At 70.7% G+C, this 26,765-nt stretch carries 27 protein-coding genes and 1 pseudogene; 7 read left to right on the forward strand and 21 right to left on the reverse strand.

What is annotated here, in order from left to right; translation table 11 throughout:
• Positions 1 to 12: 12 nt before the first annotated feature.
• The 3 genes from ACFC96_RS33735 to ACFC96_RS33745 form a co-directional block, all read right to left on the reverse strand.
• On the reverse strand, positions 13 to 2,061 hold the full coding sequence (locus ACFC96_RS33735) for an APC family permease (protein ID WP_376250879.1): 2,049 nt from the start codon (positions 2,059 to 2,061) through the stop codon (positions 13 to 15).
• A gap of 123 nt (positions 2,062 to 2,184) precedes the next feature.
• Positions 2,185 to 2,916, reverse strand: a complete 732-nt coding sequence (locus ACFC96_RS33740) for a transglycosylase SLT domain-containing protein (RefSeq protein ID WP_376250877.1) — start codon at positions 2,914 to 2,916, stop codon at positions 2,185 to 2,187.
• Between the two features lie 26 nt (positions 2,917 to 2,942).
• On the reverse strand, positions 2,943 to 3,314 hold the full coding sequence (locus tag ACFC96_RS33745) for an ArsR/SmtB family transcription factor (RefSeq protein WP_376252050.1): 372 nt from the start codon (positions 3,312 to 3,314) through the stop codon (positions 2,943 to 2,945).
• 427 nt (positions 3,315 to 3,741) lie between these two features.
• On the opposite strand from ACFC96_RS33745, the gene ACFC96_RS33750 reads away from it, so the two are divergent.
• The 3 genes from ACFC96_RS33750 to ACFC96_RS33760 all read left to right on the forward strand — a co-directional run bounded on the left by ACFC96_RS33750 (position 3,742) and on the right by ACFC96_RS33760 (position 6,345).
• On the forward strand, positions 3,742 to 4,827 hold the full coding sequence (locus ACFC96_RS33750) for an acyltransferase family protein (protein ID WP_376615830.1): 1,086 nt from the start codon (positions 3,742 to 3,744) through the stop codon (positions 4,825 to 4,827).
• A 169-nt stretch (positions 4,828 to 4,996) separates the two neighbouring features.
• A complete protein-coding gene (locus ACFC96_RS33755; protein WP_266674957.1) occupies positions 4,997 to 5,668 on the forward strand; it encodes a TrkA family potassium uptake protein in 672 nt (223 codons plus the stop codon).
• Positions 5,668 to 6,345: a potassium channel family protein gene (locus ACFC96_RS33760; RefSeq protein ID WP_376250875.1), complete on the forward strand. Its 678-nt coding sequence runs from the start codon at positions 5,668 to 5,670 to the stop codon at positions 6,343 to 6,345. Before ACFC96_RS33755 ends, ACFC96_RS33760 begins: the two co-directional genes overlap by 1 nt.
• 118 nt (positions 6,346 to 6,463) lie before the next feature.
• Here ACFC96_RS33760 and ACFC96_RS33765 read toward each other — a convergent pair whose 3' ends face one another.
• From ACFC96_RS33765 to ACFC96_RS33815, 11 genes and pseudogenes are all read right to left on the reverse strand, one after another.
• Entirely contained in the window at positions 6,464 to 7,207 is a 744-nt protein-coding gene (locus ACFC96_RS33765) for a DUF3159 domain-containing protein (RefSeq protein ID WP_376250873.1), read from the reverse strand.
• Between the two features lie 3 nt (positions 7,208 to 7,210).
• Entirely contained in the window at positions 7,211 to 7,621 is a 411-nt protein-coding gene (locus tag ACFC96_RS33770; protein WP_100591174.1) for an OB-fold nucleic acid binding domain-containing protein, read from the reverse strand.
• A 41-nt stretch (positions 7,622 to 7,662) separates the two neighbouring features.
• Positions 7,663 to 8,346, reverse strand: coding sequence for a response regulator (locus tag ACFC96_RS33775; RefSeq protein ID WP_266558987.1), 684 nt, complete (start codon positions 8,344 to 8,346; stop codon positions 7,663 to 7,665).
• Positions 8,343 to 10,898 carry an ATP-binding protein gene (locus ACFC96_RS33780; protein ID WP_376615738.1) on the reverse strand — a complete coding sequence of 852 codons (2,556 nt, stop codon included), beginning with the start codon at positions 10,896 to 10,898 and terminating at the stop codon, positions 8,343 to 8,345. Before ACFC96_RS33780 ends, ACFC96_RS33775 begins: the two co-directional genes overlap by 4 nt.
• A 143-nt stretch (positions 10,899 to 11,041) precedes the next feature.
• On the reverse strand, positions 11,042 to 11,797 hold the full coding sequence (locus tag ACFC96_RS33785; RefSeq protein ID WP_376615740.1) for an ABC transporter ATP-binding protein: 756 nt from the start codon (positions 11,795 to 11,797) through the stop codon (positions 11,042 to 11,044).
• A 73-nt stretch (positions 11,798 to 11,870) separates the two neighbouring features.
• Positions 11,871 to 13,097 carry an alginate lyase family protein gene (locus tag ACFC96_RS33790; protein WP_376615742.1) on the reverse strand — a complete coding sequence of 409 codons (1,227 nt, stop codon included), beginning with the start codon at positions 13,095 to 13,097 and terminating at the stop codon, positions 11,871 to 11,873.
• A 440-nt stretch (positions 13,098 to 13,537) separates the two neighbouring features.
• A pseudogene (locus ACFC96_RS33795) lies at positions 13,538 to 13,675 on the reverse strand (acyl-CoA dehydrogenase); the annotation flags it as partial.
• A 95-nt stretch (positions 13,676 to 13,770) separates the two neighbouring features.
• Positions 13,771 to 13,902, reverse strand: a complete 132-nt coding sequence (locus tag ACFC96_RS33800) for a hypothetical protein (protein ID WP_376615744.1) — start codon at positions 13,900 to 13,902, stop codon at positions 13,771 to 13,773.
• Between the two features lie 354 nt (positions 13,903 to 14,256).
• Positions 14,257 to 15,024: a DUF3710 domain-containing protein gene (locus ACFC96_RS33805; protein ID WP_376250864.1), complete on the reverse strand. Its 768-nt coding sequence runs from the start codon at positions 15,022 to 15,024 to the stop codon at positions 14,257 to 14,259.
• Position 15,025: 1 nt separating this feature from the next.
• Positions 15,026 to 15,553: a dUTP diphosphatase gene (gene dut, locus ACFC96_RS33810; protein ID WP_100591168.1), complete on the reverse strand. Its 528-nt coding sequence runs from the start codon at positions 15,551 to 15,553 to the stop codon at positions 15,026 to 15,028.
• Complete coding sequence (locus tag ACFC96_RS33815) at positions 15,550 to 16,134, reverse strand: PaaI family thioesterase (protein ID WP_376615746.1); 585 nt, start codon at positions 16,132 to 16,134, stop codon at positions 15,550 to 15,552. The genes dut and ACFC96_RS33815 overlap by 4 nt, the downstream gene beginning before the upstream one ends.
• A 58-nt stretch (positions 16,135 to 16,192) precedes the next feature.
• Here ACFC96_RS33815 and ACFC96_RS33820 point away from each other — a divergent pair, with 58 nt between their 5' ends.
• On the forward strand, positions 16,193 to 16,639 hold the full coding sequence (locus ACFC96_RS33820; RefSeq protein ID WP_266559003.1) for a DUF3093 domain-containing protein: 447 nt from the start codon (positions 16,193 to 16,195) through the stop codon (positions 16,637 to 16,639).
• Positions 16,640 to 16,645: 6 nt separating this feature from the next.
• On the opposite strand, the gene ACFC96_RS33825 is transcribed toward ACFC96_RS33820, so the two are convergent.
• The 4 genes from ACFC96_RS33825 to ACFC96_RS33840 form a co-directional block, all read right to left on the reverse strand.
• Positions 16,646 to 17,611, reverse strand: coding sequence for a hypothetical protein (locus ACFC96_RS33825; protein WP_376615748.1), 966 nt, complete (start codon positions 17,609 to 17,611; stop codon positions 16,646 to 16,648).
• A 13-nt stretch (positions 17,612 to 17,624) separates the two neighbouring features.
• Positions 17,625 to 17,921, reverse strand: coding sequence for a DUF4193 domain-containing protein (locus ACFC96_RS33830; protein WP_030357326.1), 297 nt, complete (start codon positions 17,919 to 17,921; stop codon positions 17,625 to 17,627).
• A 461-nt stretch (positions 17,922 to 18,382) separates the two neighbouring features.
• Positions 18,383 to 19,627, reverse strand: coding sequence for a sensor histidine kinase (locus ACFC96_RS33835; RefSeq protein WP_376250859.1), 1,245 nt, complete (start codon positions 19,625 to 19,627; stop codon positions 18,383 to 18,385).
• A gap of 6 nt (positions 19,628 to 19,633) precedes the next feature.
• Positions 19,634 to 20,287, reverse strand: a complete 654-nt coding sequence (locus ACFC96_RS33840) for a response regulator transcription factor (protein ID WP_376250857.1) — start codon at positions 20,285 to 20,287, stop codon at positions 19,634 to 19,636.
• A gap of 323 nt (positions 20,288 to 20,610) precedes the next feature.
• On the opposite strand from ACFC96_RS33840, the gene ACFC96_RS33845 reads away from it, so the two are divergent.
• Complete coding sequence (locus ACFC96_RS33845) at positions 20,611 to 20,784, forward strand: hypothetical protein (RefSeq protein WP_376250855.1); 174 nt, start codon at positions 20,611 to 20,613, stop codon at positions 20,782 to 20,784.
• Between the two features lie 103 nt (positions 20,785 to 20,887).
• Here the strand turns inward: ACFC96_RS33845 and ACFC96_RS33850 are convergent, their stop codons facing one another.
• Both ACFC96_RS33850 and ACFC96_RS33855 read right to left on the reverse strand, forming a co-directional pair.
• Positions 20,888 to 21,685: an inositol monophosphatase family protein gene (locus tag ACFC96_RS33850; RefSeq protein WP_376615750.1), complete on the reverse strand. Its 798-nt coding sequence runs from the start codon at positions 21,683 to 21,685 to the stop codon at positions 20,888 to 20,890.
• A 10-nt stretch (positions 21,686 to 21,695) separates the two neighbouring features.
• Positions 21,696 to 22,832, reverse strand: a complete 1,137-nt coding sequence (locus ACFC96_RS33855; RefSeq protein ID WP_376252045.1) for a ferrochelatase — start codon at positions 22,830 to 22,832, stop codon at positions 21,696 to 21,698.
• A 106-nt stretch (positions 22,833 to 22,938) separates the two neighbouring features.
• Here ACFC96_RS33855 and ACFC96_RS33860 point away from each other — a divergent pair, with 106 nt between their 5' ends.
• Both ACFC96_RS33860 and ACFC96_RS33865 read left to right on the forward strand, forming a co-directional pair.
• Positions 22,939 to 24,210, forward strand: coding sequence for an MFS transporter (locus ACFC96_RS33860; protein ID WP_376615752.1), 1,272 nt, complete (start codon positions 22,939 to 22,941; stop codon positions 24,208 to 24,210).
• Complete coding sequence (locus ACFC96_RS33865; protein ID WP_376615754.1) at positions 24,137 to 25,489, forward strand: D-arabinono-1,4-lactone oxidase; 1,353 nt, start codon at positions 24,137 to 24,139, stop codon at positions 25,487 to 25,489. Before ACFC96_RS33860 ends, ACFC96_RS33865 begins: the two co-directional genes overlap by 74 nt.
• A gap of 6 nt (positions 25,490 to 25,495) precedes the next feature.
• On the opposite strand, the gene ACFC96_RS33870 is transcribed toward ACFC96_RS33865, so the two are convergent.
• Positions 25,496 to 26,692, reverse strand: a complete 1,197-nt coding sequence (locus ACFC96_RS33870) for a hypothetical protein (RefSeq protein WP_376615756.1) — start codon at positions 26,690 to 26,692, stop codon at positions 25,496 to 25,498.
• Positions 26,693 to 26,765: the final 73 nt, after the last annotated feature.

The raw sequence follows: 26,765 nt of genomic DNA on the forward strand, positions 1-26,765 counted from the left end.
AGCCGAGGGGGGTCAGCCCTTGTTCGAGGGCTCCTTCGGGCGCTTCTCGACCGGGCCGCGGCGCACGGCACCCGGCGCGTTCCAGTCCTGGCGCCTGCGGGCCCGCTTCTTGGCGGCCTCGGAGGACTCCAGCTGGTAGGGCACCGAGGTGACCATGATGCCGGGGGTGAACAGGAGGCGGCCCTTGAGCCGCAGGGCGGACTGGTTGTGGAGCAGGTGCTCGTACCAGTGGCCGACCACGTACTCGGGGATGATCACGCTGACCGCGTCGCGGGGCGACTCGCGGCGCAGGCCCTTGACGTACTCGATGATCGGCCGGGTGATCTCGCGGTAGGGCGAGTCGAGGACCTTGAGCGGTACGTCGATGCCGCGCCGCTCCCACTCCTCGCGCAGTGCCTTCGTCTCGGCCGGGTCGACGTTCACGCTGAGCGCCTCGAGGGTGTCGCTGCGCATGAGCTTCGCGTAGGCGAGGGCGCGCAGCGTCGGGCGGTGGATCTTGGAGACGAGGACGATCGAGTGGACGCGGGACGGCCTGACGCTGTCGTCGGTCGGCGTCTCGGGGGCCTGGATCTCCTCGGCCACGCGGTCGTAGTGCTTACGGATCGCGGTCATCGTCGCGTAGAAGATGCACATGCCGAGGAGGGCGACCCAGGCCCCGTGCGTGAACTTCGTGACGAGGACGACGACGAGCACGAGGCCGGTGAAGAACGCGCCGAAGGTGTTGATGGCGCGCGAGCGGACCATGTGGCGGCGCTTGGCCTGGTCCTTCTCGGTGCGCAGATGGCGGTTCCAGTGCCGGACCATGCCGGTCTGGCTCAGCGTGAAGGAGACGAACACACCGACGATGTACAGCTGGATCAGGCGCGTCGAGTCGGCGCCGTAGATGACGACGAGGAGCGCCGCGGCGCCGGCCAGGAGCACGATGCCGTTCGAGAACGCGAGGCGGTCGCCGCGGGTGTGCAGCTGGCGCGGCAGGTAGCGGTCCTGGGCGAGGATCGAGCCGAGGAGCGGGAAGCCGTTGTACGCGGTGTTGGCCGCGAGGAAGAGGACCAGCGCGGTGGCCGCGGCCAGGATGATGAAGAGGAAGCTGCCCTTGCCGAAGACGGCCTCGGCGACCTGGGAGATCACCGGGTTCTGGACGTAGCTCTCGCCGACCGCGACGCCGTTGTGGATCAGGTCGGTCGCCGGGTTCTCGGCCATGCGGACGTTGGTCGACATGGCCAGGGCGATGATGCCGCAGAACATGGTCACGGCCAGCAGGCCCATCGCCGCGAGCGTGGTCGCCGCGTTCTTCGACTTCGGCTTGCGGAACGCCGGTACGCCGTTGCTGATCGCCTCGACACCGGTGAGCGCGGCACAGCCCGAGGAGAACGCGCGCAGCAGCAGGAAGACGAGGGCGAAGCCCGCGAGCCCCTGGTGTTCGGCCTTGATGTGGAAGTCGGCGGTGGGCGCCTGCATGGTGTCGCCGAGGACGAGCCCGCGGAACGCGCCCCACGCGATCATGATGAAGACGCCGGCCACGAAGACGTAGGTCGGGATGGCGAAGAGTTTCCCGGACTCCTTCACGCCGCGCAGGTTCATCAGCGTGAGCAGGACGATGACCAGGACGGCGCACAGGACCTTGTGCTCGACGACGAACGGGATCGCCGAGCCGAGGTTCTCGATGCCGGAGGCGATCGACACGGCGACGGTGAGGACGTAGTCGACGAGGAGGGCGCTCGCGACGGTGAGGCCGGCCTTGGGGCCGAGGTTCGTGGTCGCGACCTCGTAGTCACCGCCGCCGCTCGGGTACGCGTGGACGTTCTGGCGGTAGGAGGCGACCACGGTGAACATCAGCACCACGACCGCGACAGCGATCCAGGGGCTGAAGTGGTACGCCGACACGCCCGCGATGGACAGGACCAGCAACACCTCTCCCGGCGCATAGGCCACGGAGGACAGCGGGTCGGAGGCGAAAACGGGGAGGGCGATGCGCTTCGGCAGGAGCGTTTCTCCGAGCCGGTCGCTGCGCAGAGCGCGCCCGATCAAGATCCGTTTGGGCACGTCGGTCAGTTTGGACACGCAGAGGATCGTAAGCGTTCGAACGGGGGGCCGCCCACCCACCACCCCCCAAGTGCACCGGAACCTCACACAAGGCCGCACGCCGGGCCTCGCACCGGGCGGTCCCGGCGAGGGCTTTCGGCCTCAGCCGCCGGTCCGGGCGACGGCTCGCCCCGCCTTCTCCCAGTTCGAACGCAGCCGGTCCAGATAGTCGGCGGCCTGGCTCCCGGGCGTCGCGCCGCGCGCGAAGGCCCGCATGTTCCCCGCGCCCGTGTTGTAGCCGAGGGCGAGCAACTCGTCCTTGTCGTAGGGGCCCGAGGGATGCGCGGGCAGTTGCCGCGCCAGGTCGTGGAGGTACCAGGCGGCCGCGCGCACGGCCAGGTCCCGGTCGTCGGGCAACTCCTCCCATCGGCGCCCCGCGAAGGCCCGGCCCCGCTTGGTCTCGTCGAACGCAGCGCGGTGCATGTCGGCGATCCCGAAGGCAGCGCCCGGCTTGTAGCGCTGCCAGGCGCGTTCCAGGGCGGGGTCGTGGGGTTTGTACGACTCGTTGTAGAGGATCGCCATGAGGAGCCGCGGGCTGACGCCGGCCTCGGCGGCGCGGGCCCGGACCTGCGGGGCGTAGGCCGCCGGGTCGTACGTGCCCGAGGGAGTGGTCGAGCTGCTGGAGGCGCTGGGGCCGGGCCTCGGCGTGGGGGTCGTGGGCGTTCGCGAGGAGCGGGCGGACGCGGTCGGCTTGCCCGAAGCCCCCGCGGCTCCACCGGTCCCGTCCGCGCCCGTGCCCCCCGACCGCCCGCACGCCCAGGCCACCAGGAGGACGAGCAGCACCGCCCCCCAGAGCCAAGGCCTGCTCCTGGCCTGCCCGCCCCGCTCCGCCATCCCCCGGCCTCCTCCGACGAAAGTCCCTAGGCTCCGGCCCCGCGCAGCCGGCGGGCCGGGTTCGGGTCGGCCCGCTCGGCGAGCCGGCCCACCAGCAGCCGCACCACGGCGACGATGTCCGGGTCGTCCACGAAGTAGACCTGGCGGCGCCCCTCGCGCCGGGATCGCACGAGCCCGGCGAGCTTCAGCTTGGTCAGGTGCTGGCTCACGGCGGGCAGTGCGCCGCCCACCCGTTCGGCGAGGCCTGTGACATCGCTCTCACCCTGGGCGAGGGCCCACACGATGTGCAGCCTGGCCGATGAGGCGAGCAGTCCGAACGCGCCGGCCGCCTCCGCGATGACCTCGGCGGGCGGATCGTCGAAGGCGGGCCGGTCATCGAAGTCGCGTACGCGCGTCACCACCGTCGTCGTCCTCTTCCACATCCGCTTCGGCTCACCGGGCCAAGGAGGACCCCAGTCTAGGTGGGCACTGTGACGCCCGTAACGCCGCTGTGGTCCGGGTTTACGCGGGAGAGAAGGGGTGGATACGGTGCGGGAGATGTCCCGCAGCCACCTCCCCGCGCAGCGGCCGGTCACACCTCAGGGTGGCCGCACCGCGCCGTTGCCGGCACCCGCGTCCGAGCCCGCTGCGCCCCCGCCGGAGAAGCCGCCGACGACGCACGGGCGGGCCGCCGACAAACCGGACGGGCAGCGCGCGGCCACGGAGAAACCGGACGAGCGTCGGACGACCGCGGAGAAGCCGGACGAGTGCCAGGCGGTCGCGGGGAAGCCCGGCAGGCAGCAGACGGCCGCGCGGAAACCGGACGAGTATCAGACGGCCGCGGAGATGCCCGGCAGGCAGCAGACGGCCGCGGAGAAGCCGGACCGGCAGCCGGCCAAGCCGCGCGACGCGTTCTTCGACAACGCCAAGTACCTGGCCATCGTCCTCGTCGCGATGGGTCACGCCTGGGAGCCCCTGCGCGGCGACAGCCGGGCGGCGGCCGCCCTCTACATCACCGTCTACACCTTCCACATGCCGGCGTTCATCGTCATCTCCGGCTACTTCTCCCGCAGCTTCGACGCGAGCCCGGGACGCCTCAAGCGCCTGGTGACCGGGGTCGCGGTGCCGTACGTGATCTTCGAGGTCGCGTACACCTTCTTCAAACGCTGGGCGAACGACGACCCGACGTACCCGATCAGCCTGCTCGACCCCTGGTACCTGACCTGGTTCCTGGTCGCCCTGTTCGTGTGGCGGCTCACCACCCCGCTGTGGAAGATCGTCCGCTGGCCGGTGCCACTCGCGCTGGCCATCGCCGTACTCGCCTCCGTCTCCCCCGACATCGGCGACGACCTCGACCTCCAGCGCGTCCTGCAGTTCCTCCCCTTCTTCGTGCTCGGCCTCGTCCTCAAGCCGGAGCACTTCCAGCTCGTACGCCGGCGCGAGGCGCGGATCCTGGCCGTCCCCGTCTTCGCGGCCGCCCTGCTGTTCGCGTACTGGGCGGCCCCGCGCATGAACGCCGCCTGGTTCTACCGCCGTGACAGCGCACAGGAACTCGGCGCCCCCGGCTGGTCGGGCGCCGTCATGACGCTCGCCATGTTCGGCTGCTCCGTCGTCCTCGTCGCGTGCTTCTTCGCCTGGGTCCCGCGCCGCAGGACGTGGTTCACGGCACTCGGCGCAGGCACCCTGTACGGCTACCTGCTGCACGGGTTCGTCGCCAAGGGCTCCCGCTTCTGGGACTGGTACGACCTCGACCGGCTGCACACCCCGCTCGGCGAGATCACCGTCACGCTGGTCGCCGCCGCTCTCATCACCAGCCTGTGCACCCCGCCCGTGCAGCGCCTCTTCCGCTTCGCGATGGAACCGGAGATGAAGTGGGCGTTCAGGCGGGACGCGGCCGAGATCGCGGGCAGGGGCCGCGCGCGGCGCAGCTGATCAAGCTTCCGGCTACGCGGATGCAGGCAACGGAGGCCATGCGGCTTAAGCTCGTCTCCTGGCAACGCGGCACGCGATTGCCTCTAGTTGCCCGGCAGACTGAGAGAGAAGAGTGAGCGAGATGTTTTCGCAGGTCATCGGGGCGACCGGGAGTGCGGGGTAGCGGCCGGTGCACATCGTCATCATGGGGTGCGGCCGGGTGGGTTCAGCCCTGGCCCAGAACCTTGAGCAACAGGGGCACACGGTAGCGGTCATCGACCAGGACCCCACGGCGTTCCGCCGGCTGGGCTCCGGCTTCGGCGGCCGCCGCGTCACCGGGGTCGGATTCGACCAGGACACCCTGCGCGAGGCGGGGATCGAGGAGGCCGGCGCGTTCGCGGCCGTCTCCAGCGGTGACAACTCGAACATCATCGCCGCCCGCGTGGCCCGCGAGATGTTCGGCATCGAGAACGTCGCGGCCCGCATCTACGACCCGCGTCGCGCCGAGGTCTACCAGCGCCTGGGCATCCCGACCGTCGCGACGGTGCGGTGGACCGCGGACCAGATGCTGCGCAGGCTCCTGCCCTCCGGCGCCGAGCCGCTGTGGCGCGACCCCACCGGGGGCGTCCAGCTCGCCGAGGTGCACGCCTCGGTCGCGTGGGTGGGCCACAAGATCAGCCGGCTCCAGGAGGAGACCGGCGTCCGGGTCGCGTTCCTCACCCGGCTCGGCGAGGCGATCCTGCCCACGTCGCAGACGGTCCTGCAGGAGGGCGACCTGGTGCACGTGATGATGCGCACCGACGACGTCGAGAAGGTCGAAGCGGCGTTCGCCGAGGGCCCTGAAGAGGAGGGCGGTCACTGATGAGGGTCGCCATTGCCGGAGCGGGCGCGGTGGGCCGGTCCATCGCCGGTGAGCTCCTGGAGAACGGACACGAGGTCCTTCTCATCGACAAGGCGCCGACCGCCATCTCGGTCGAGCGCGTCCCGCAGGCGGAGTGGCTGCTCGCCGACGCCTGTGAGATCACGTCCCTGGACGAGGCGGCGCTCCAGCGCTGCAACGTGGTCATCGCGGCCACCGGCGACGACAAGGTCAACCTCGTCGTCTCGCTGCTCGCGAAGACCGAGTACGGGGTCCCGCGGGTCGTCGCCCGTGTGAACAACCCGAAGAACGAGTGGCTCTTCAACGAGTCGTGGGGCGTCGATGTCGCGGTCTCCACGCCGCGCCTCATGTCCGCGCTCGTCGAGGAGGCGGTGAGCGTGGGCGACCTGGTCCGCCTGCTGCGCTTCAGCCACGGCGACGCGAACCTGGTGGAGCTGACGCTGCCGCCCGAGTCGGCGCTGGCCGGCGTGCGCGTGGGCGACGTCCAGTGGCCCGAGGACACGTCCCTGGTGACGATCATCCGCGGGACCCGCGTCCTGGCCCCGTCCCAGGAGGACTCGCTGGAGGCGGGCGACGAGCTGCTGTTCGTGGCGGCCCAGGCACGCGAGGAACAGCTCGAGGACCTGCTGTCGGTCCGCCGCGAGGACGTCGCGGGCTGACGGTTCTTCCGTAGCTACGAAGAGGGGCCCCGGAGTCGAAACTCCGGGGCCCTCTCGCTTCTAGGGGCGCGGGACACCGCGCGACAAGACCTCACACACCCGCGGCCGCCGACGCCGCTCAGACCTCACGGCGATGACGCGCGGCCCCCGACTCCTTGCGGGCGGCCTTCGCTTCCTCCTCGGCCTTCTCCTGCGCCTCCATCTCCGCGAACACGTCGATGGGCGCGGGCGCCTTCGCCAGGAAGACCCAGGTCAGCCAGACCGCGAGCAGGAACGGCGGGATCTTGAGGGCGATCAGGACCCAGCCGAACTTCGTGGTGTCGGCCCACCAGTACATCGGGAAGAGGATCGCGCACTTGGCGAGCAGGATCAGGCCCCAGGCCCAACTGGCCTTCGCGTAGGCCTTCTTGCGGCCGGGGTTGCGCGTGCGCCAGGAGAGGTTCTCCTTGAAGACCGGCCCCAGGATCAGGCCGATCAGCGGCACCCCGCACAGCGTGGTGACGATGTAGGCGACGGCCAGGCCCAGCGTGTAGAGCATGCCGGGCAGGTAGAAGTCCTTGGCGTTGCCCGTCATCATCGCGAAGACGACGCCGAAGGCGACGCCGAAGACGCCGCTGAAGGCGTGTTTGACGGTGCCCTTCATGACCAGACGGACCACGACCAGGACCAGGGACACCGCGAGGGCCGCGATGGCCGACATGTGCAGGTCTTTGTTGATCGTGAAGATGGTCACGAAGAGGAGACCGGGAACGACGGTCTCCACCAAGCCCCGCACGCCGCCGAAGGCCTCGAAGAGGGCGGCCTCGGTCACCGCCTTCGAGTCGGATTCCTGATCCGCGGTCGGCTTGTCGAGGGACGTCACCGGCTACTCCCGTCCGAGCGGTCTGAGTTCGTACTTGGGGTTGAACAGCACCCTACGGCCCCGGCTCATCGAGACGCGGCCGGAAGCGATCAGCTTGCGGCCCGGTTCGATGCCCACGATGGACCGGCGGCCGAGCCACACGACGTCCAGAGCCGCGGAGCCGTCGAACAGCTCCGCCTCCAGGGCCGGGACTCCGGCGCGTGGTCGGAGGGTGACCGTGCGCAAGGTACCAGTAACGGTGACTATCTGCCGGTCCTGGCAGTCCCCGATGCGGGTACAGCCCGTGGTCTGCGAGTCCTCGCGCAGCTCTTCCGACTCCAGGTCCTCCTGGGAGGAGGACAGCCGGTCGAGCATGCGCCGGAAGCGGCCTGCCGGCTTCTCGGACGGCGTATCGGAACGAGGGACAGCACTCATAAATCAAGCGTACCGGGGGGCCGGGACAACGGATGAGCGGGTCAGCGCTCGAAGCGATACCCCATGCCGGGCTCCGTGATGAAGTGCCGCGGGTGGGAGGGGTCCGACTCCAGTTTGCGGCGGAGCTGGGCCATGTAGACGCGCAGATAGTTCGTCTCGGTGCCGTACGAGGGGCCCCAGACCTCCTGGAGGAGCTGCTTCTGGCTGACCAGGCGGCCCGTGTTGCGGACCAGGACCTCCAGGAGGTGCCACTCGGTGGGGGTCAGGCGCACGTCGCGGCCGTCGCGGTTGACCTTCTTCGCGGCCAGGTCGACGGTGAAGTCGTCGGTGTCGACGATGCCCTCGTCCTCGCCGCCGCCGGTGGGCTCGGCCCGGCGGACCGCGGCGCGCAGGCGGGCCAGGAGCTCGTCCATGCCGAACGGCTTGGTGACGTAGTCGTCGGCGCCCGCGTCGAGCGCCTCGACCTTCTCGTCGGAGGAGTGCCGCGCGGACAGCACCAGGATCGGTACGCGGGTCCAGCCGCGCAGGCCCTTGATCACCTCGACGCCGTCCATGTCGGGCAGGCCCAGGTCGAGCACGACCACGTCGGGGTGGAACGCGGCGGCGAGCTGGAGCGCCCCCGCGCCGTCGGCCGCGGCCTCCACCTCGTACTTGCGCGCCTTCAGGTTGATGACGAGGGCGCGCACGATCTGCGGCTCGTCGTCGACCACGAGCACCCGGGTCATGCGTACCTGCCTCTCTGAGCAATGGCTGAGCTGGTGGGGCCGGCCGGCGGGTGGCCGGTCGCGGCGGTGAGCGTGAGGACCATGGTCAGCCCCCCACCGGGGGTGTCCTCCGCCGTGAGCGTGCCGCTCATCGCCTCGACGAAGCCGCGCGCGACGGCGAGACCGAGGCCCACGCCGGCGCCGCGCGGCGCGTCACCGTAGCGCTGGAACGGGGCGAAGATGCGGTCCTTCGCGGTGTCGGGGACACCGGGGCCGCGGTCCACGACGCGCACCTCGACGCGGTCGCCGAGTGTGCTGGCCGCGACGAGGACCGTCTCGTCCTCGGGGCTGTACTTGACCGCGTTCTCGACGATATTGGCGACGGCGCGCTCCAGGAGTCCCTTGTCCACGGTGACCATGGGCAGGCTCTCCGGAATGTCGAGGTCGACGCTGCCGTCGGGGACGCCCACCAGCGCCATCGGAACCACCTCATCGAGATCGATCTCGCGCATCAGCGGGGTGACGGTGCCGGTCTGGAGGCGGGACATGTCGAGGAGGTTGCCGACGAGGTGGTCGAGGCGGTCGGCGCCCTCCTCGATGCCGGCGAGGAGTTCCGCCTGGTCCTCCTCGGACCAGGCGACATCGTCGGAGCGCAGGGAGGAGACGGATACCTTGATGCCGGCGAGCGGGGTGCGCAGGTCGTGGCTGACGGCGGCGAGCAGGGCGGTGCGGATGCGGTTGCCCTCCGCGAGGGTGCGGGCCCGGTCCGCCTCGGACTGGAGGCGCTGGCGGTCGAGGACGACGGCGGCCTGGGCCGCGAAGGCGGCGAGGACGCGGCGGTCCTCGGCGGGCAGCACCCGGCCGGACAGGGCGAGCGCCATGTGGTCGCCGACCGGCATGTCGACGTCCGCGTCCTCGGGGCGCTCCAGGGGGTGCGGGCCGACGCTGGCCGCGCGGGTCCACGGATCGACGTCACTCGCGCGTTCGAGGAGGGCGACTGAGTCCATGGCGAAGGTCTCACGGACCCGGTCGAGCAGCGCGTCGAGGCTGTTCTCGCCTCGAAGGACGCTGCCGGCGAGGAAGGAGAGGATCTCGGACTCGGCCCGCAGCCTTGCGGCCTGGTGGGTACGCCGGGCCGCGAGGTCGACGACGGAGGCGACCGACACCGCGACTCCTACGAAGATCACGATGGCGACGATGTTCTTGGGGTCGGCGACGGTGAACAGGTGCAGCGGCGGCGTGAAGTAGTAGTTCAGGAGGAGCGAGCCGACGGCGGCCGAGGCCAGCGCCGGCAGGAGACCGCCGACGAGGGCGGCGGCCACCGTCACCGACAGGAAGAGGAGCATGTCGTTCGCGAGGCCGAGATCGGTGGCGACATGGGTGAGCGCGAGGGACAGCAGGGCGGGCCCGCCGACGCCGACGAGCCAGCCCCAGATGATGCGCGAGCGGCCGAGGCGCGCGCCCCGGGTGACGGGGAGGCCGCGCCCCTTGGCCACTTCCTCGTGCGTGACGATGTGCACGTCGAGGTCGGGGCCCGACTCGCGGGCGACGGTCATGCCGACACCGGGTCCGAAGATGTACTGCCACGTCTTGCGGCGCGAGGAGCCCAGCACGATCTGGGTCGCGTTGACGCCGCGTGCGAACTCCAGGAGCGCGGCCGGTATGTCGTCCCCTATGACGTGGTGGAAGGTGCCGCCCAGGTCCTCGACGAGGGTGCGCTGGAGTGCCAGTTCCTTGGGGGAGGCGGCGGTGAGGCCGTCGCTGCGGGCGATGTAGACGGCGAGGATCTCGCTGCCCGACCCCTTGGCGGCCATCCGCGCCGCGCGCCTGACGAGCGTGCGGCCCTCGGGTCCGCCGGTCAGGCCGACGACGATGCGCTCGCGGGCCTGCCAGGTCGTGCGGATGTTGTGTTCGCCGCGGTACTGCTGGAGGTATTCGTCGACGCGGTCGGCCACCCAGAGCAGGGCCAGTTCGCGCAGGGCGGTGAGATTGCCGGGGCGGAAGTAGTTGGAGAGGGAGGCGTCGATGCGGTCCGGCTTGTAGATGTTGCCGTGGGCCATGCGGCGGCGCAGCGCCTCGGGCGACATGTCGACCAGTTCGATCTGGTCGGCGCGGCGCACGACCTCGTCGGGGACGGTCTCGCGCTGGCGCACGCCGGTGATCGATTCGACGACGTCGCCGAGTGACTCCAGGTGCTGGATGTTGACGGTGGACACGACGTCGATGCCGGCCGCGAGGAGTTCCTCGACGTCCTGCCAGCGCTTGGCGTTGCGCGAGCCGGGCACGTTCGTGTGGGCGAGTTCGTCCACCAGGGCGACTTCGGGGCGGCGGGCGAGTACGGCGTCGACGTCCATCTCGGTGAAGACGGCGCCGCGGTAGGTCAGCTCCTTGCGGGCGATCTGTTCGAGGCCGTGGAGCATCACCTCCGTACGGGGCCTGCCGTGGTGCTCGACGAAGCCGACGGCGCAGTCCGTGCCCCGCTCGATACGGCGGTGGCCTTCGGACAGCATCGCGTAGGTCTTGCCGACGCCCGGTGCCGCACCGAGGTAGATCCGAAGCTTGCCGCGTCCCATGGCCCCATTGTCTTCCCGCTGCACGTGTCGTACGCAGCGTCGACCCTACGGCCACCAATTGCGGCAAATGGGGCGAGGGGGCCGCGGACGTGCGTCTTTGACGCAACTCTGATGCGGGCCGCGCCGCACCGGCGGCGTTTCGGTCAGCGCCGCCCCGACGTCTCCCGTGACGCGGTGATTTCCGTGATCTCGCCGTCGCGCAGTTCGAGGACCCGGTCGGCGAGGTCGAGCAGCGCCGCGTCGTGGGTGGCGACGAGTGCGGTGACGTGTTCGCTGCGGACGACGGCCCGCAGCAGCTCCATGACGGCGAGGCCGGTCTCGGCGTCGAGCTGGCCGGTGGGTTCGTCGGCGATGAGGAGGGCGGGCCGGTTGGCGAGCGCGCGGGCGATGGCGACGCGCTGCTGCTGGCCGCCGGACAGTTCGCCGGGGCGCTGTCTGGCGTGGTCGGCGAGGCCGACGAGGGCGAGGAGCAGCTCGACGCGCTCCTCGCGTTCACGGGGGTCGGCCTTGCGCAGGCGCATCGGCACCCCGACGTTCTCGGCGGCGGACAGGATCGGGATCAGGCCGAAGGACTGGAAGATGAAGCCGATGCGGTCACGGCGCAGTTCCAGGAGCCCGTTCTCGCCGAGTCCGGAGAGGTCCTGTCCGTCGACGGTGATGCGCCCGCCGCCGGGTTCGTCGAGCCCTCCGACGAGGTTGAGGAGCGTCGTCTTGCCGGACCCCGAGCGGCCCTTGAGGGCGACGAGTTCGCCGCGCGGCACCTCGAAGGAGACGCCGCGCAGGGCGTGCACGGCGGCGGCCCCGGTGCCGTAGGAACGGTGCAGGTCCTCGACGACGACCATGGGGCCGCCGCCGTCCTGGTCGAGGACGGCGGTCCCCGATTCTGTGCTCTCGCTCATGTGCGCTCCCCCGTGCGTTCCCCGGCCGGGCGCCAGTATGGTCACGCGGCGCCCGGCCGGGCAATGGCCGGGGTCAGTTGGGGTTCTCGGCGTGGGTCAGGGTCTCCCAGGCGACGAACAGGTTGTTGGAGCCCGCCGGGCGGTTCTGCTCGGTGAGCTTCTGGGTGTTCGTCATGGCGTTGCCGAGACGGTGGTGCATCGCGTTGTAGCCGACCTCGGTGACGGGGCCGAGCCCTCGCGTGACGGCACCGCCGCACAGCCAGCTCGGCGGTGCCTCGCCCAGCTCGTACTTGGCCTGGAAGCCGAGTGCCTGCTGGAGGCGCTGCCCGACGTCGGTGCCGTACAGGTCCTGGCCCTGGATGCGGCTGGTCTCGGCGATGTGGGAGATGGCGGAGATGCCGTATCCGGTGTGCGTGAAGTCGCGGCAGGTCTCCTGGGTGAGGCCGGTGACGAAGGTGGACTGTCCCTGCCAGTAGCTGACGATCTTGGCCTTGGTGTCGAGGTTCTGGCTCGGCACGGTCTTCGGCAGGTCGCCGTCGGAGGCGAGGTAGACGTAGGCGGCCGTGCGCGTACGGAACTTGGCCATGGCCTTGTCGTACGACGTCCTGTCCTCCAGGAAGACGGAGATGCCGACGGCGGCCTCCATCATCGACAGCTCCCAATTGCCGTTGGAGTTGGAGCCGTTGATGACCTCGGGGAGGTAGACGTCGCGCAGCATCGTCCGGAAACGGCCCTCGTTCGCCCAGCCGCCGGTGTACGTGTACTTGATGATCTCGGCGGCCTTGGGCCAGGAGGAGCCGGCCCAGCCGGTCTGGAGCGGCGCGTTGCTGTTGGTGTGCTCCTTGACGGTGGCCGACCAGGCGTCCATCAGCTCGATGGACTTCTTCGCGTAGCGGTCGTCGCGCGTGATGTACCAGGCGAGGGCGTCGGTGTACGCGGCTATCGCGTCCTCACGCTCGTCGGTGCAGCCGTAGTTGGGGTTGGAGTAGGAGCCGCACTCGACGGTGGCGCGGGGTTTGGCGGTACGTGTGAGGGAGGCGTACTTGCTCGCCAGCATCTGGTCGTACGCGCTCTTCCAGGGCTGGGCGCCGGCGTCGACCTTGTCCCGGGCGAAGTCGAGCTGGCTCTTGGAGACGGTGACGCCCGGGTGGGCGAAGGTGGCGGGCGCGGCGTCGGCGCGGTCCGCGCCGGGCCCGGCGAGGAGGGTGGCGACGAGTGCGGTGGCGGTCGTCGCCAGGGTGGCGAGGAGAGCGGTGCGTCGTCTGCGCCGGTGACGGGCGGGGGCCGGTGTGTTCGGCATGTGGGGGGCCATCCGTTCTTGTATGTGAACGTGAAGTACCTTTATGAACACGGGTGTTGGCCGCAGACCCTAGGTACGTACCAGCCCTCCGTCAAGAGGTGACGGAGGAGCCGCAGTTCAGCTGTCGGAGCGGCCGTCGCGATCCGGCCATACGCCCACGTGGCCCGCCTCACCCACGGGCCGGACCCGACCGCTCCACCCACACCCCTCCACGCGGTCCCACGGCAGCCGGATCCCGCTTGCCCGGTCCAGAAACGTGAACTCTTCGCCCTCTCCGCCGCGTTCACGCGAGATGTCCGTCGAGATGCGGCCACCGTGGGTCCGGCCGCGCGGCGTACCCGGCCGGACACGAGCGGGTCGTACGTGACGACGGGAACCGTCGCGCCGGACTCCTCGCTCGCGCGGCACAGGCGTGACCACGTCCCCCGCGGCTCGCCGTGGCGACCTCGCCGGTCGGCTCGTCGGCCGGCAGGACACGCGATACGCCCGTACGCGCAGCTGGCGGCGAACGGCACCTGCGCCGTCGTCCGACCCTGCTCCTCCAGCATCAGCACGAGCCCGAGCAGCCCGGTCTCCTCCATCTCCTCCCCTGTCGACCCCCGAGCGCCTGGCGGCGGCCGGCACGGGAACGGACTCCGAGCTGTGGAAGGCGCTCGGTTCCGCGGGGCTGCGTTCACCGTGGCGACGGCGACGCGCTGCCGCACGCCCCGGACAGCTCGGCCGGGGGCCGGTCGCGGCAGTGCACGATGCCCAGCACGTCGAGGAGTTCGCGGGTGCGCGCGGTCCGCTCGTCGCGCGGGTGCACGCGGTTCGCCCGTCGCGGGGCACGCGCGCGTGCGTCAGCGGCAGGGCGCGGTTCTCCAGGGCGGTGAGGTACGGCAGGAGGGTGCGCCCGGTCCAGTGACGGACGACGCCCACCGCGCGGCGACGGCAGCCGAGGCGCTCCCCGCGACTCGTCACCGGCAGGCGGTGCACGGCGCCCCTGCCGCGGCCGCCAGTGGGCAGGTACAGGCGGTCTCGCCCCGTGCCCGCCGCGCAACAAGGGGTTGTGCGAACGCCCCGCTACGGACTGGACACTTCAAGCGCCGAGCCACGCAACGCCGACGGGCCGCACACTCCGGTGGAGTGTGCGGCCCGTCGATGGCCGTGAGAGTGCGGCTCAGCGCACCTCGGTGATCTCGGGGCCGCGCGCCAGCTGCCCCATGCCGCCGGCGAACCGGGAGCCTTCCTGCGGCTCCTGCTGCACGCCCTCGGCGACCATCTGCGCGTCGTCCGGCAGCTTCAGGACGATCGGGTCACGCGGAGCCATGGGGCCCTCACCGCGGACCACGACGGTGTCCCGGAAGATCTGCTCGAGGAGCCCGGCGGCCTGCGGCTGCACCGCGCCCTGCCCGGAGATCACTCCGCGCAGGAACCAGCGGGGGCCGTCGACGCCGACGAACCGGACGACCTGGAAGCCGCCCGTGCCGTCCGGCAGCTGCACCGGCACCTGGGCCCGCAGCTCCCAGCCGAGCGGACCCTCGACCTCGTCGATCACACCACCCTGCTGGGTGATGCCCGAGGCGATCTCCTCACGGACCTCGCCCCAGATGCCCTCCTTCTTGGGGGCGGCGAAGCCCTGGAGCTGCACGGCGCTGTCCTGGAGGACGACGGTGGCAGCGACGATCGCGTCGCCCGCGACCTCGACCCGCAGCTCCATGCCCTCGACTCCGGGGACGAACAGTCCACCCAGGTCCACGCGACCCTCGCCGGGCTCGCGGACCTCGGAGGCGTCCCAGGGGCCGTCGGGACGCGGCTCGGGCTCCAGCCGCACGCGCTGCGACTCGCCCTCGCCCGCGTCGCTGTCGTCGGCTACGCCGTCGACGACCTGCTCGGCCTCGCCCGCCGCGTCATCGGCGGCGCCGTTCTTCTTGCGACGTCCGAACACGTCACTGTCCTTCCCGGTCGGATACGACCGATGCGTATCGATTCCCGCCCTGATGCCCACCCGGGCCCGGCCCCACGGCGGCATGACCACCGGTGGACCCGAAGCCCCCCTCGGCCCGCGCCGAGTCGGGAAGCTCCGCCACCTCCTGGAAGCGCACCTTCTCGACCTGCTGGACGACCAGTTGGGCAATCCGGTCGAAGCGCTCGAACCGCACGCTGTCGCGCGGGTCGAGATTCACCACGATCACCTTGATCTCTCCACGGTACCCGGCATCCACCGTCCCTGGGGCATTCACCAGGGCGACACCGCAGCGGGCGGCGAGTCCGGATCGCGGGTGCACGAAGGCGGCGTACCCCTCGGGCAGCGCGATCGACACCCCCGTGGGAAGTACGGCCCGCTCGCCCGGCGCGAGTTCGCACGCCTCGGTGGTCCGCAGGTCCGCGCCCGCGTCACCGGGATGCTCGTACGAGGGCAGCGGTACGTCGGGGTCGACACGCCTGATCAGCACGTCGAGAGGGGCTCGGGTCACGGGTTCACCTCGAAGGCACGGGTGCGCCGGACCTGGTCCGGGTCGCTCATGGCCGCCTGGATCTCCTCCGGGCGGCCGTTGTCGATGAAGTGGTCGACCTTCACCTCGATGAAGAGGGCGTCGGCGCGGACCGCGACGGGCCCGTCGGGGCCGCCGATCCGGCCGGTGGCGGTCGAGTAGATCTTGCGGCCCGCGACGGCGGTGACCTCGGCGTCGAGGTACAGCACGGTGTCCACGGGCACGGGCCGCACGAAGTCCGTCTCGAGCCGGCCGGTCACCGTGATGACGCGCAGCAGCCAGTTCAGCGAGCCGAGCGTCTCGTCGAGGGCCGTGGCCAGGACTCCGCCGTGCGCGAGACCGGGGGCGCCCTGGTGGGCGGGCCGCACCGTGAACTCGGCGGTGACGCGGACGCCGTCCTGCGCGCGAGCCGCCAGATGCAGCCCGTGGGGCTGTTCGTCGCCGCATCCGAAACAGTGCCCGTAGTGCGAGCCGAGGAGCTCGCCGGGCGCGGGGGCATCGGGGTGCCGCACGGGCGCTATGGCGTCGGCGGGGGGCGTCAGAGCTGCAGAAGTACCACTCACAGGCGCAGACCTTACCCGCGCGTCCTGGGAGAAAGCGCACCGTGCCAAGCTTGACCGCATGGAGCTCTCCACCGCACCGTTCGAAGAACGCCTCACCGCCCCCCGCTCGTGGTGGCTCGTCTCACTCCTGCTCGGCGTCGCCTGCGCCCTGATCCTGCTGCCGTTCGGCACGTTGCCGCTGCTCGGAGGGCTGGTCGGCGGGACGGCCGCGGCGGCGGTGGTGACGAGTTCGTACGGCTCCGTGCGCATCCGCGTCGTGGCGGACTCGCTGGTCGCCGGGGACGCGAAGATCCCGCTGTCGGCGCTGGGTGACGCGGAGGTCCTGGACGCCGAGGGGGCGCGCGCCTGGCGCACGCACAAGGCCGACCCTCGCGCCTTCATGCTGCTGCGCAGCTATGTCCCGACGGCCCTGCGCGTGGACGTCATCGACCCGCAGGACCCGACCCCTTACGTGTATCTGTCGACGCGGGACCCCAAGGGACTCGCGAAGGCGCTCGGCAAGTAGCGCCGCTCAGCTTCCGGGCTCCTCGGGCCCGGGTGCGTCACCTGGGATCAGTGGATGCGGGTCGCTGGGGCGCTCCAGGGGCGGCAGCTCCGGGAGGGCGTCCCAGGGGACCTGGATCTTGCGCAGATCCTTGCGGATCCGCCCCGCGAGCTTCTTGGTGTCGCGGCGGTTCATGACCGCCCCGACCGCGGCGCCGACCATGAACGGCATCAGGTTCGGCAGGTTGCGCACCATGCGCTTCATGATCTGCTGGCGCAGCTCGCGCTTCATCTGGCCGCCGAGCGCCGCATTGATCGTCCAGGGCTTCGTCACGTCGATGCCGCGCTCCTCGGTCCACGAGGCCAGATACGCGGCGCTGCGGTCCTTGAGGGCGCCGGGCGGGCGCACGCCGTAGACCTCGTGCAGCTCGGCGACGAGCTTCATCTCGATGGCTGCGACGCCGGTGATCTCGGCCGCCAGCTCGGCCGGCATCGCGGGAGGCACGGGCATCATCGCGGCGGCGCCGATCCCCGCACCCACGGTGGAGGTGGCGTTGGCAGCGCCCGCGACGAGTTTGTCGGCGAGTTGTTCGGCGCTCAGGCCGGGGAACTGTTTGCGCAGGGTCGCCAGATCGCGCACCGGCACACGCGGCGCGTTCTCGATGATCCGGTCGGCGAGATAGCCGAGTCCCGCTTTGGCGGCGCTGCCGCTCTTGCGGACGCCGTGCCTGACGGCGGCCACTCGTCGCCTGGCGACCTGTGCACGGCCGCCGATCGGCGCTTGGTCACCCGCGGTGGAGACGGCGGGCACATCGCTGTAGCCCGCCGCCGCGAGGTCGCCCGCCACCTCTTGGTCGTCCGCGTCCTCGAGCGAGGCTGCTCCTGTGGGGGAAGAGCCTCGCTCGTCGTCACGCACGCCGTTGTCGGACGGGCCACCGTCCGCTTCCGGGTTCTTCCGGGAGCGGCGCTTCCAGGGCGGGGTCGAGCCAGTCACGGCCGACCCTGCCTCAGTCGCAGTCGCGGCAGATCGGCTGGCCGTTCTTCTCGCGGGCCAGCTGGCTCCTGTGGTGCACCAGGAAGCAGCTCATGCAGGTGAACTCGTCCTGCTGCTTGGGCAGGACCCGGACGGCCAGCTCCTCGTTCGAGAGGTCGGCGCCCGGGAGCTCCAGGCCTTCGGCGGCCTCGAACTCGTCGACGTCGACCGACGAGGTCGACTTGTCGTTCCGCCGAGCCTTCAGCTCCTCGATGCTGTCCTCGTTGACGTCATCGTCGGTCTTGCGTGGGGTGTCGTAATCCGTTGCCATGTGTCGCTCTCCCCCTCTGGGTGTATGCGGTGTCTCCAGCGCACAACGCGCGGGAGGCCGGACTTTGTGCCCGACCTGAGGCGGAGATTTTGCCTCACATCAAGGTCTGTTACTCAATCGACACCCAACCGGATCCCTCACGAGTGATCGGGTTGGATGGCGATGGGGACCGTACACGGTCCAAAGGTCGAACTTCACGGGCGCCACCCCGTGTACTTCCCGTGATCAAGACCCCTGAAAACCCGGATTTTCCTGGCTTTCCGGGGGCTTTTGCGATCACGGAGAGTAGATGGCCGGAAATTCGCCCTTGTGATCGATCACACACGGTCTTTGCGGGACCAGGTCCCGAAAATTCCGCTAAAAGCGAACTCCCCCGGCACGTCGGCGGAAGCATCTCAGATCGGTCGCCCACCCGCATCTCGGAACCCCCGGATCGGGAGGTGACACGCGTCTCGGAGGCCTCAGATCGGCAGGGTGACCCGCATGACGAGCCCACCCCCTTCACGCGGCTCCGCGATGATACGGCCCCCATGAGCGCGCGCCACCGAGCGGGCGATCGACAGGCCGAGCCCCACTCCCTTGTCGCTCCCGGTGCGCTCGGTGCGCAGCCGCCGGAACGGCTCGAAGAGGTTGTCGATCTCGTACGCGGGCACCACGGGCCCCGTATTGGACACCACGAGGACCGCCTGGCCGTGCTGGGCCTCGGTGGTCACCTCGACCCAGCCACCCTCCGGGACGTTGTACCGGACGGCGTTCTGGACGAGGTTCAGGGCGATGCGCTCCAGGAGTACGCCGTTGCCCTGGACGACGGCCTCCTTGCGCTCGCCGCGGATCTCGACGCCCTTCGCCTCGGCCTCCGAGCGGGCCTGGTCGATGGCCTGCGAGGCGACCTCGGCGAGGTCGACCGGTTTGCGCTCCACGATCTGGTTGTCGCTGCGGGCGAGCAGGAGCAGGCCCTCGACGAGCTGCTCGCTGCGCTCGTTCGTCGCCAGCAGCGTCTTGCCGAGCTGCTGCAGCTCCATCGGCGCCCCGGGATCGGAGAGGTGCACCTCCAGGAGCGTGCGGTTGATCGCGAGCGGGGTGCGCAGCTCGTGCGACGCGTTGCCGACGAACCGCTGCTGCGCGGTGAAGGCTCTCTCCAGGCGGTCGAGCATGTCGTCGAAGGTGTCGGCCAGCTCCTTCAGCTCGTCGTCCGGACCGTCCAGCTCGATGCGCCGCGACAGGTCCGTGCCGGCCACCCGGCGCGCGGTGCGCGTGATGCGGCCCAGCGGGGACAGGACGCGGCCCGCCATCGCGTACCCGAAGGCGAACGCGATCACGGCGAGGCCGAGCAGGGCGAGGAGCGAGCGGCTGAGGAGATTGTCGAGTGCGTGCTGACGCATCTCGTTGACGCACTCGTTCAGCGCGGAGTTGAGCTGGCCCGTCGTGGGGTGGTCCGGGAGACCGGAGAAGTTCCGGCAGGTACCGCTGCTCACCGAACCGTTCGTGACGGTGAACGGCAGGTCACTGCCGACATTCAGCGCCTGCGCGGCGAGCAGATAGATGATCGACAGCAGCACGATGCCGGCGATCAGGAACATGCCGCCGTACAGCAGGGTGAGGCGTATACGGATGGTCGGGCGCAGCCACGGGTAGGGCGGCTCGGCTTTTCTGGGGTCCCATGTGGGTTTCGGAGGCGCGGCCGGTGGCGCGGGTGTCGAGGCCACAGGGGATCAGATCCGGTATCCGGAGCCGGGCACGGTCACGATGACGGCGGGCTCTCCGAGCTTGCGGCGCAGGGTCATGACGGTGACCCGGACGACGTTCGTGAAGGGGTCCGTGTTCTCGTCCCAGGCCTTCTCCAGAAGCTGCTCGGCCGAGACGACGGCGCCCTCGCTGCGCAGCAGCACCTCGAGGACGGCGAACTCCTTGGGCGCGAGCTGGATCTCCTTGCCGTCGCGGAAGACCTCGCGGCGGTTCGGGTCGAGCTTGATGCCCGCGCGTTCGAGGACGGGCGGCAGCGGCACGCTCGTACGGCGTCCCAGCGCCCGCACACGGGCGGTCAGCTCGGTGAACGCGAACGGCTTGGGCAGGTAGTCGTCAGCGCCGATCTCCAGGCCCTCGACGCGGTCGCTGACGTCGCCGGAGGCGGTCAGCATCAGGACGCGGGTCGGCATGCCCAGTTCGACGATCTTGCGGCAGACGTCGTCGCCGTGCACGAGCGGGAGGTCCCGGTCGAGGACGACCACGTCGTAGTCGTTCACACCGATGCGTTCGAGGGCGGCCGCACCGTCGTACACGACGTCGACGGCCATGGCCTCCCGGCGCAGTCCGGTGGCCACCGCATCGGCGAGCAGCTGCTCGTCCTCGACGACGAGTACGCGCACGTCGCTGTCCTTCCTGTGTGACCTGCGGGCAGGTTCTGAGCACCTGTGAGCAGGTCCGGGTCGTGGAGTGTGGGCTCCATCCTGCCCCTTTCGGCCATAAACCGGCTGTAAGGCGAGGGGGCGCCCGGGGAATGCTGGATTTTCTCGCCGGTCGAGGTTTCTGCGTAAGTGAGCGCGGGGAGGACGGATTTACACCCGCGATCACGCTTTGTATGTGGCGTGCCACGACCCGCTTTCCGCAGGGCGGTGTGAGACGTGATCGCCCCTTCCGAGGGCACACCCCCGTGCCACCGACCCACGACCCAGGACGAGGGGGCGCAACCATGGACGCATTCACCGCAGGGATTTTGCAGCGCATCAAGGCGACCGAGTCCGATCTGAGCCGGGCTCGCGAGACGGGCGACGAATTCCTCGTCGAGATCGAGCAGGACGAGCTGGACGACCTGCATCGGATCGCCGCCGAGCACGGCGTGGAGCTCGGCGTCGCGCGCGTCTGACGCAGTACGGAAGGGCCCCGGCGCCTGGTCGATCCAGGCAGGCGCCGGGGCCCTTTCTCATGCCGTTCCCGTGCTTCCCGCGCGCTCGGCAGGCCGCTGTCCGTCAGTCGTGCCAGGCCCCGAGCTCCTCAAGGCGGCCCTGGAGCCGCTCGAAGAGTCCGGGCGGCGCCGCGATCGTCAGCTCGCCGGACGGCACCTCGCCGGGGCGGCCCCCGGTGAGCGCGCCCGCCTCCCTGGCGATGAGGTCGCCGGCCGCCAGGTCCCAGGGGTTCAGGCCGCGCTCGTAGTACGCGTCGAGGCGCCCGACGGCGACGTCGCAGAGGTCGATGGCGGCCGAACCCCCGCGCCGGATGTCGCGCACGTGGGGCACCAACTCCCGTACGACATCGGCCTGGTGGGCCCGGCGTGCGGCGAGGTAGCCGAATCCCGTGCCGACGAGAGCCTGCTCGAAGGGGGGCGCCACGCGCGCGTGTGCCGGGCGGTCGTTCACGAACGCGCCCTGGCCGAGGACCGCGCGGTAGGTCTCGCCGCGCAAGGGCGCCGCGACGACCCCGACGAGGGTCTCGTCGCCCTGGCGAGCGGCGATCGAGACGGACCATTCGGGGCGCCCGTACAGGTAGTTGACCGTTCCGTCGATGGGGTCGATCACCCAGGTGATCCCGCTGCTGCCCTCGGTGCTCGCGCCCTCCTCGCCCAGGACGCCGTCGTCCGGCCTGCGCTCGGCGAGGAAGCCGGTGATCAGCTTCTCCGAGGCGATGTCCATCTCCGTGACGACGTCCACGGCGCTGGTCTTGGTGGCGGCGACGCCGAGGTCGGCGGGGCGGCCGTCGCGCAGGAAGGTCCCGGCGCGGGCGGCGGCCTCCAGGGCGACCTCGAGGAGTTCGGCCTTCAGGTCAGTCACGTCGAGATCCTTACGCGTACGGGCTGTCGGCGCCCGCGGCCGCGGGCTTGGGGGCACGGGAGGGGCAGCAGCCCACGGGGCAGAGGTTGTGGCTCGCGCCGAGCGCGCCCAGAGCACACGGCGTGACGTCCCGGCCGCGCTCGGCGGCGACCCGCTCGAGGACGAGGTCGCGGACCGCGGCGGCGAAGCGGGGGTCCGCGCCGACCGTGGCGGAGCGGCGCACCGGGAGGCCCAGCTCGGCGGCCTTGGCCGTGGCCTCGGTGTCGAGGTCGTAGAGGACCTCCATGTGGTCGGAGACGAACCCGATGGGTGCCATCACGACGGCCGGCACACCGGCGCCGTGCCGCTCCTCCAGGTGGTCGCAGATGTCGGGCTCCAGCCACGGGATGTGCGGGGCGCCGGACCGCGACTGGTAGACGAGCTGCCAGGGGTGATCGACCCCGGTCTCCTCACGGACGGCGTCGGCGATCACGCGCGCGACGTCCAGGTGCTCCTTCACGTAGGCACCGCCGTCGCCGTGGTCGCCGACCGGCCCGGAGGCGTCGGCGGCCGCGGTCGGGATGGAGTGCGTCGTGAACGCAATGTGGGCGCCGTCCCGCACGTCGTCGGGGAGGTCGGCGAGCGACCTCAGGACACCGTCGATCATGGGGCGCACGAAGCCGGGGTGGTTGAAGTAGTGCCGCAGCTTGTCGACGCGCGGCACCTCGAGTCCCTCCGCTTCCAGGGTGGCGAGGGACTCCGCGAGATTCTCGCGGTACTGGCGGCAGCCCGAGTACGACGCGTACGCGCTGGTCGCGAGGACGAGGATGCGCCGGTGGCCGTCGGTGACCATCTCGCGGAGGGTGTCCGTCAGGTACGGCGCCCAGTTCCGGTTGCCCCAGTGGACGGGCAGGTCGAGGCCGTGGTCGGCGAAGTCCTTGCGGAGCGCGTCCAGCAGGGCACGGTTCTGCTCGTTGATGGGGCTGACCCCGCCGAACAGGAAGTAGTGCTGCCCCACCTCCTTGAGCCGCTCCTTGGGGATTCCCCGGCCACGCGTCACGTTCTCCAGGAACGGGACCACGTCCTCCGGGCCTTCGGGGCCTCCGAACGAGAGCAGCAGCAGGGCGTCGTAGCCGTCGAAGGGCGTGGGATCGAGCGCATCGGACATGCCGTTGATCCTGCCACCCGTCACTGACAGGCGGAAAACGGCCATGCCCGGAAGCCTCGGTACCCGTAAGCTGTCTTGGCCACCTACGCGCCTTACCGGAGTCGACTTGCCCAGCCCCTACCGCGCCATATTCGCCCTGCCCGGCACCAAGAGCTTCTCGGTCGCCGGGTTCCTGGGCAGGATGCCCCTGTCGATGATGGGCATCGGGATCGTCACGATGGTCTCCCAGCTGACCGGCCGATACGGGCTCGCGGGCGGTCTTTCCGCCACTGTGGCGCTCTCGGCGGCGGCCATCGGCCCGCAGATCTCGCGTCTCGTCGACCGGCACGGACAGCGCCGTGTGCTGCGGCCGGCCGCCCTGGTCTCACTCGTCGCGGTCGCCGGTCTGCTGCTGTGCGCGAAGTACGAGGCGCCGGACTGGACGCTGTTCCTCTTCGCCGCCCTGATCGGCTGTGTGCCCAGCGTCGGATCGATGGTCCGGGCGCGCTGGGCGGCCCTCTACAGGGACACCCCTCAGCTGCACACCGCGTACTCCTTCGAGTCCGTCATCGACGAGGTGTGCTTCATCTTCGGGCCGATCATCTCGATCGGTCTGTCGACCGCCTGGTTCCCGGAGGCCGGGCCCCTTCTCGCGGGCGGTTTCCTCGCGGCCGGTGTCTTCTGGCTGACCGCGCAGCGCGCGACCGAGCCGGTGCCGCATCCGCGCGGGCAGCACTCCGGGGGGTCCGCCCTGCGGTCGCGCGGTCTTCAGGTCCTGGTGGCGACGTTCGTGGCGACGGGCTCGATCTTCGGCGCGGTGGACGTGGTGACGGTCGCGTTCGCCGAGGACCAGGGCCACAAGGCGGCGGCCAGTCTCGTGCTCGCGGTGTACGCGGCGGGTTCCTGCGCCGCTGGGGCGGTCTTCGGGCTGTTGCACTTCAAGGGGGCGCCCGCACGCCGGTGGCTGGTCGGTGTGTGCACGACAGCCGTGAGTATGATCCCCCTCCTACTGGTCGGGAACCTTCCGTTTCTGGCCGTGGCGCTCTTTGTCGCGGGCCTGTCCATCGCACCGACGATGATCACGACGATGGCCCTCGTCGAGCAGCACGTACCACGCGCGAAACTGACCGAGGGCATGACCTGGGTGAGCACCGGACTCGCGGTCGGTGTCGCGCTCGGCTCCTCCGCGGCCGGCTGGGTGATCGACGCCGCCGGTGCGAAGGCCGGGTACGGGGTTCCGGCCGTGGCCGGCGCCGTCGCGGTGGCGGTCGGGTTCCTGGGGTACCGCCGGCTGAAGCAGCCGGTGCCGCAGCGGGGAGGAACCAATGAGCACGGGGAACTCGGGCAGCGAAGCGACGCAGGCCCGGCAGGCCAGGACACGGAACGCACCGTGGCGTAACTGGGCGGGGAACGTCACCGCCCGGCCGGTCCGCGAGGTGACGCCCGCGTCGGTGGAGGAGCTCTCGGCGGCCGTCCGCTCGGCCGCCGCCGACGGCCTGAAGGTGAAGGCCGTAGGCACGGGGCACTCGTTCACCGCGGCTGCGGCGACCGACGGTGTATTGATACGCCCTCAACTCTTGACCGGCATCCGCAACATCGACCGCGAAGCCAACACCGTCACGGTGGAGGCCGGCACCCCGCTCAAGCGCCTCAACCTCGCCCTGGCCCGCGAGGGCCTGTCGCTCACGAACATGGGCGACATCATGGAGCAGACGGTGTCGGGGGCCACCAGCACCGGCACGCACGGCACGGGCCGCGAATCGGCGTCGATATCCGCGCAGATCAAAGGCCTCGAACTGGTCACCGCCGACGGCTCGGTCCTCACGTGCTCCGAGAAGGAGAATCCCGAGGTCTTCGCGGCCGCACGGATCGGACTCGGGGCCCTCGGCGTCATCACGGCGATCACGTTCGCCGTGGAGCCGATCTTCCTGCTCACCGCCCGCGAGGAGCCGATGACCTTCGACAGGGTCACGAGCGACTTCGACGCGCTGTACGCGGAGAACGAGCACTTCGAGTTCTACTGGTTCCCGCACACCGGCAACTGCAACACCAAGCGCAACAACCGCAGCGCCGGGCCGGAAGCCCCCGTCAGCAGGTTCAGCAGCTTCCTCGAGGACGAGCTCCTGTCGAACGGCCTCTTCCAGGCGGTCAACTCACTCGGTCGCGCGGTCCCCTCGACGATCCCGTCGATCGCGAAGATCTCCAGCCGCGCGCTCTCCGCCCGCACCTACACGGACATCCCTTACAAGGTCTTCACGTCCCCGCGCCGCGTCCGCTTCGTGGAGATGGAGTACGCCGTTCCGCGCGCGGCCCTCGTCGAGACGCTGCGCGAGCTGAAGTCCATGGTCGACCGCTCGAACCTGCGCATCAGCTTCCCCGTCGAGGTCCGCACGGCCCCCGCGGACGACATCGCGCTCTCCACGGCGTCCGGCCGGGAGAGCGCGTACATCGCCGTCCACATGTACAAGGGCACCCCGTACCAGGCCTACTTCACGGCGGCCGAGCGCATCTTCACCGCGCACGAGGGCCGGCCGCACTGGGGCAAGGTGCACACGCGCGACGCGGACTACTTCTCGACGGTCTACCCGCGCTTCGGCGAGTTCACGGAGCTGCGCGACCGTCTCGACCCGGACCGCCTGTTCGCCAACGACTATCTGCGGCGGGTCATCGGCGACTGACCGCGCTCACTCCGCGGGCGTCCCGGTCTGCTGCTCCGGCACGTCGGCTCCGTCGCTGCTCTGCGAGGTACTCGGAGTGGGCGTCGGGGTCGGCGTGGGCGTGGACTCGTCCCCGCCGGTCCCGGAACCGCTGCCCGAGCCGTTGTCGTGACCGGTGTGGGTGTCGTCGCTCGCGCTGGGAGTGGGAGTGGGCGCCTCGGTGTCGCCCTTGTGCGCCCCACTGCCGTCCTGCGGGGTACCGCTCCGGTTCCCGGAGCTGCTGCCGTCCGACGGCTCCTGCGAGGTGTTCGGCGCGGGAGTGTCGTGGCTGCCGGGCGAGGTGACGCCTCCGCCGGTGAAGGCCTCGCGGAGCGTGGTCCGCCGGCCGTCACCGCTGAAACTCTGGCCCGAGGCGAGCTCGTACGTCGTGATGCCGCCCATGGTCACCCCGAAGACCACGGCAGCGGCGACGAGGGGCCGCTTCCAGCTCCGCACGCGCGCGCGATGCGTGGTCCCTTCGGTGAACTCGTCGGAGAGTCCGCCGACGAGCCCGTCGGTGGACCCGTCGCCCGAGTCGCCCGGCGGAGGCGGCAGTTCCGGACCACCGGCCCCGGCCCTGAGCAACCGGGTCCGCTCCGGGTCGCCACCGCCGACGCCCGTGTTCAGGAACCTGGTCCGATCCGGATCACCGGCGCCGGCCGTGAGCAGCTGCGTCCGCTCCGGATCACCGCCACCCGCCTTCAGGAACAGCGTCCGCTCGGCATCCAGCGCGGGCAGGACGGTCGTCGCGTCGGCGTCCCGTGCAGGCGCACCGCCCATCCCCCAGGTCGTCGTCCTCGGGAGCACGTCCGTCCGCATCGCCGCCGTGGCCGCGGGCGGCACGACGGAGGCAGAGACCTCGTCGGACCGGAAGGTCTCCGGTACCGGACGCCCGTCCTCCGTCAGCGGGACCTGCCGACCCTTCGGTATCGCCTGGCCCGCGACGTCACGTATCTGCTCGCCCGTGCGCCGGAAGAAGTGCTGGAAGAGCGAGCCGCCGCAGGTGGCCAGCACGCTCACCACTCCCGCGCCCACGATCGTCCCGTACACACCGAGCCCGGCGGCCAGCTTGGCCGCCACCACGGCGGCCACGGCACTGCCCGCCACCTGGGGCAGACTCAGGTCGAGTCGCTTCTCCTTGGGCTTTTCTGGTGCATCCTGGGAGGTTTCCGGCTTCTCGCCCATCTCCGACCCTTGCCTGCCTTTCTCGACCTACTTCACGAGATAGGGACGGATGCACGAAGTGATTAGTTCCGTT

Origin of the sequence: Streptomyces sp. NPDC055955 (assembly GCF_042270245.1) — a bacterium.
Taxonomy (GTDB): Bacteria; Actinomycetota; Actinomycetes; order Streptomycetales; family Streptomycetaceae; genus Streptomyces.

Coding starts and splice junctions, on each gene's coding strand:
- ACFC96_RS33845 (WP_376250855.1), top strand. CDS start 20,611: ATGGACGCATTCACCGCAGGGATTTTGCAGCGCATCAAGGCGACCGAG.
- ACFC96_RS33865 (WP_376615754.1), top strand. CDS start 24,137: ATGAGCACGGGGAACTCGGGCAGCGAAGCGACGCAGGCCCGGCAGGCC.
- ACFC96_RS33770 (WP_100591174.1), bottom strand. CDS start 7,621: ATGAGTGCTGTCCCTCGTTCCGATACGCCGTCCGAGAAGCCGGCAGGC.
- ACFC96_RS33750 (WP_376615830.1), top strand. CDS start 3,742: ATGCCCGGCAGGCAGCAGACGGCCGCGGAGAAGCCGGACCGGCAGCCG.
- ACFC96_RS33830 (WP_030357326.1), bottom strand. CDS start 17,921: ATGGCAACGGATTACGACACCCCACGCAAGACCGACGATGACGTCAAC.
- ACFC96_RS33775 (WP_266558987.1), bottom strand. CDS start 8,346: ATGACCCGGGTGCTCGTGGTCGACGACGAGCCGCAGATCGTGCGCGCC.
- ACFC96_RS33760 (WP_376250875.1), top strand. CDS start 5,668: ATGAGGGTCGCCATTGCCGGAGCGGGCGCGGTGGGCCGGTCCATCGCC.
- ACFC96_RS33740 (WP_376250877.1), bottom strand. CDS start 2,916: ATGGCGGAGCGGGGCGGGCAGGCCAGGAGCAGGCCTTGGCTCTGGGGG.
- ACFC96_RS33870 (WP_376615756.1), bottom strand. CDS start 26,692: ATGGGCGAGAAGCCGGAAACCTCCCAGGATGCACCAGAAAAGCCCAAG.
- ACFC96_RS33855 (WP_376252045.1), bottom strand. CDS start 22,832: ATGTCCGATGCGCTCGATCCCACGCCCTTCGACGGCTACGACGCCCTG.
- ACFC96_RS33780 (WP_376615738.1), bottom strand. CDS start 10,898: ATGGGACGCGGCAAGCTTCGGATCTACCTCGGTGCGGCACCGGGCGTC.
- ACFC96_RS33785 (WP_376615740.1), bottom strand. CDS start 11,797: ATGAGCGAGAGCACAGAATCGGGGACCGCCGTCCTCGACCAGGACGGC.
- ACFC96_RS33790 (WP_376615742.1), bottom strand. CDS start 13,097: ATGCCGAACACACCGGCCCCCGCCCGTCACCGGCGCAGACGACGCACC.
- ACFC96_RS33820 (WP_266559003.1), top strand. CDS start 16,193: ATGGAGCTCTCCACCGCACCGTTCGAAGAACGCCTCACCGCCCCCCGC.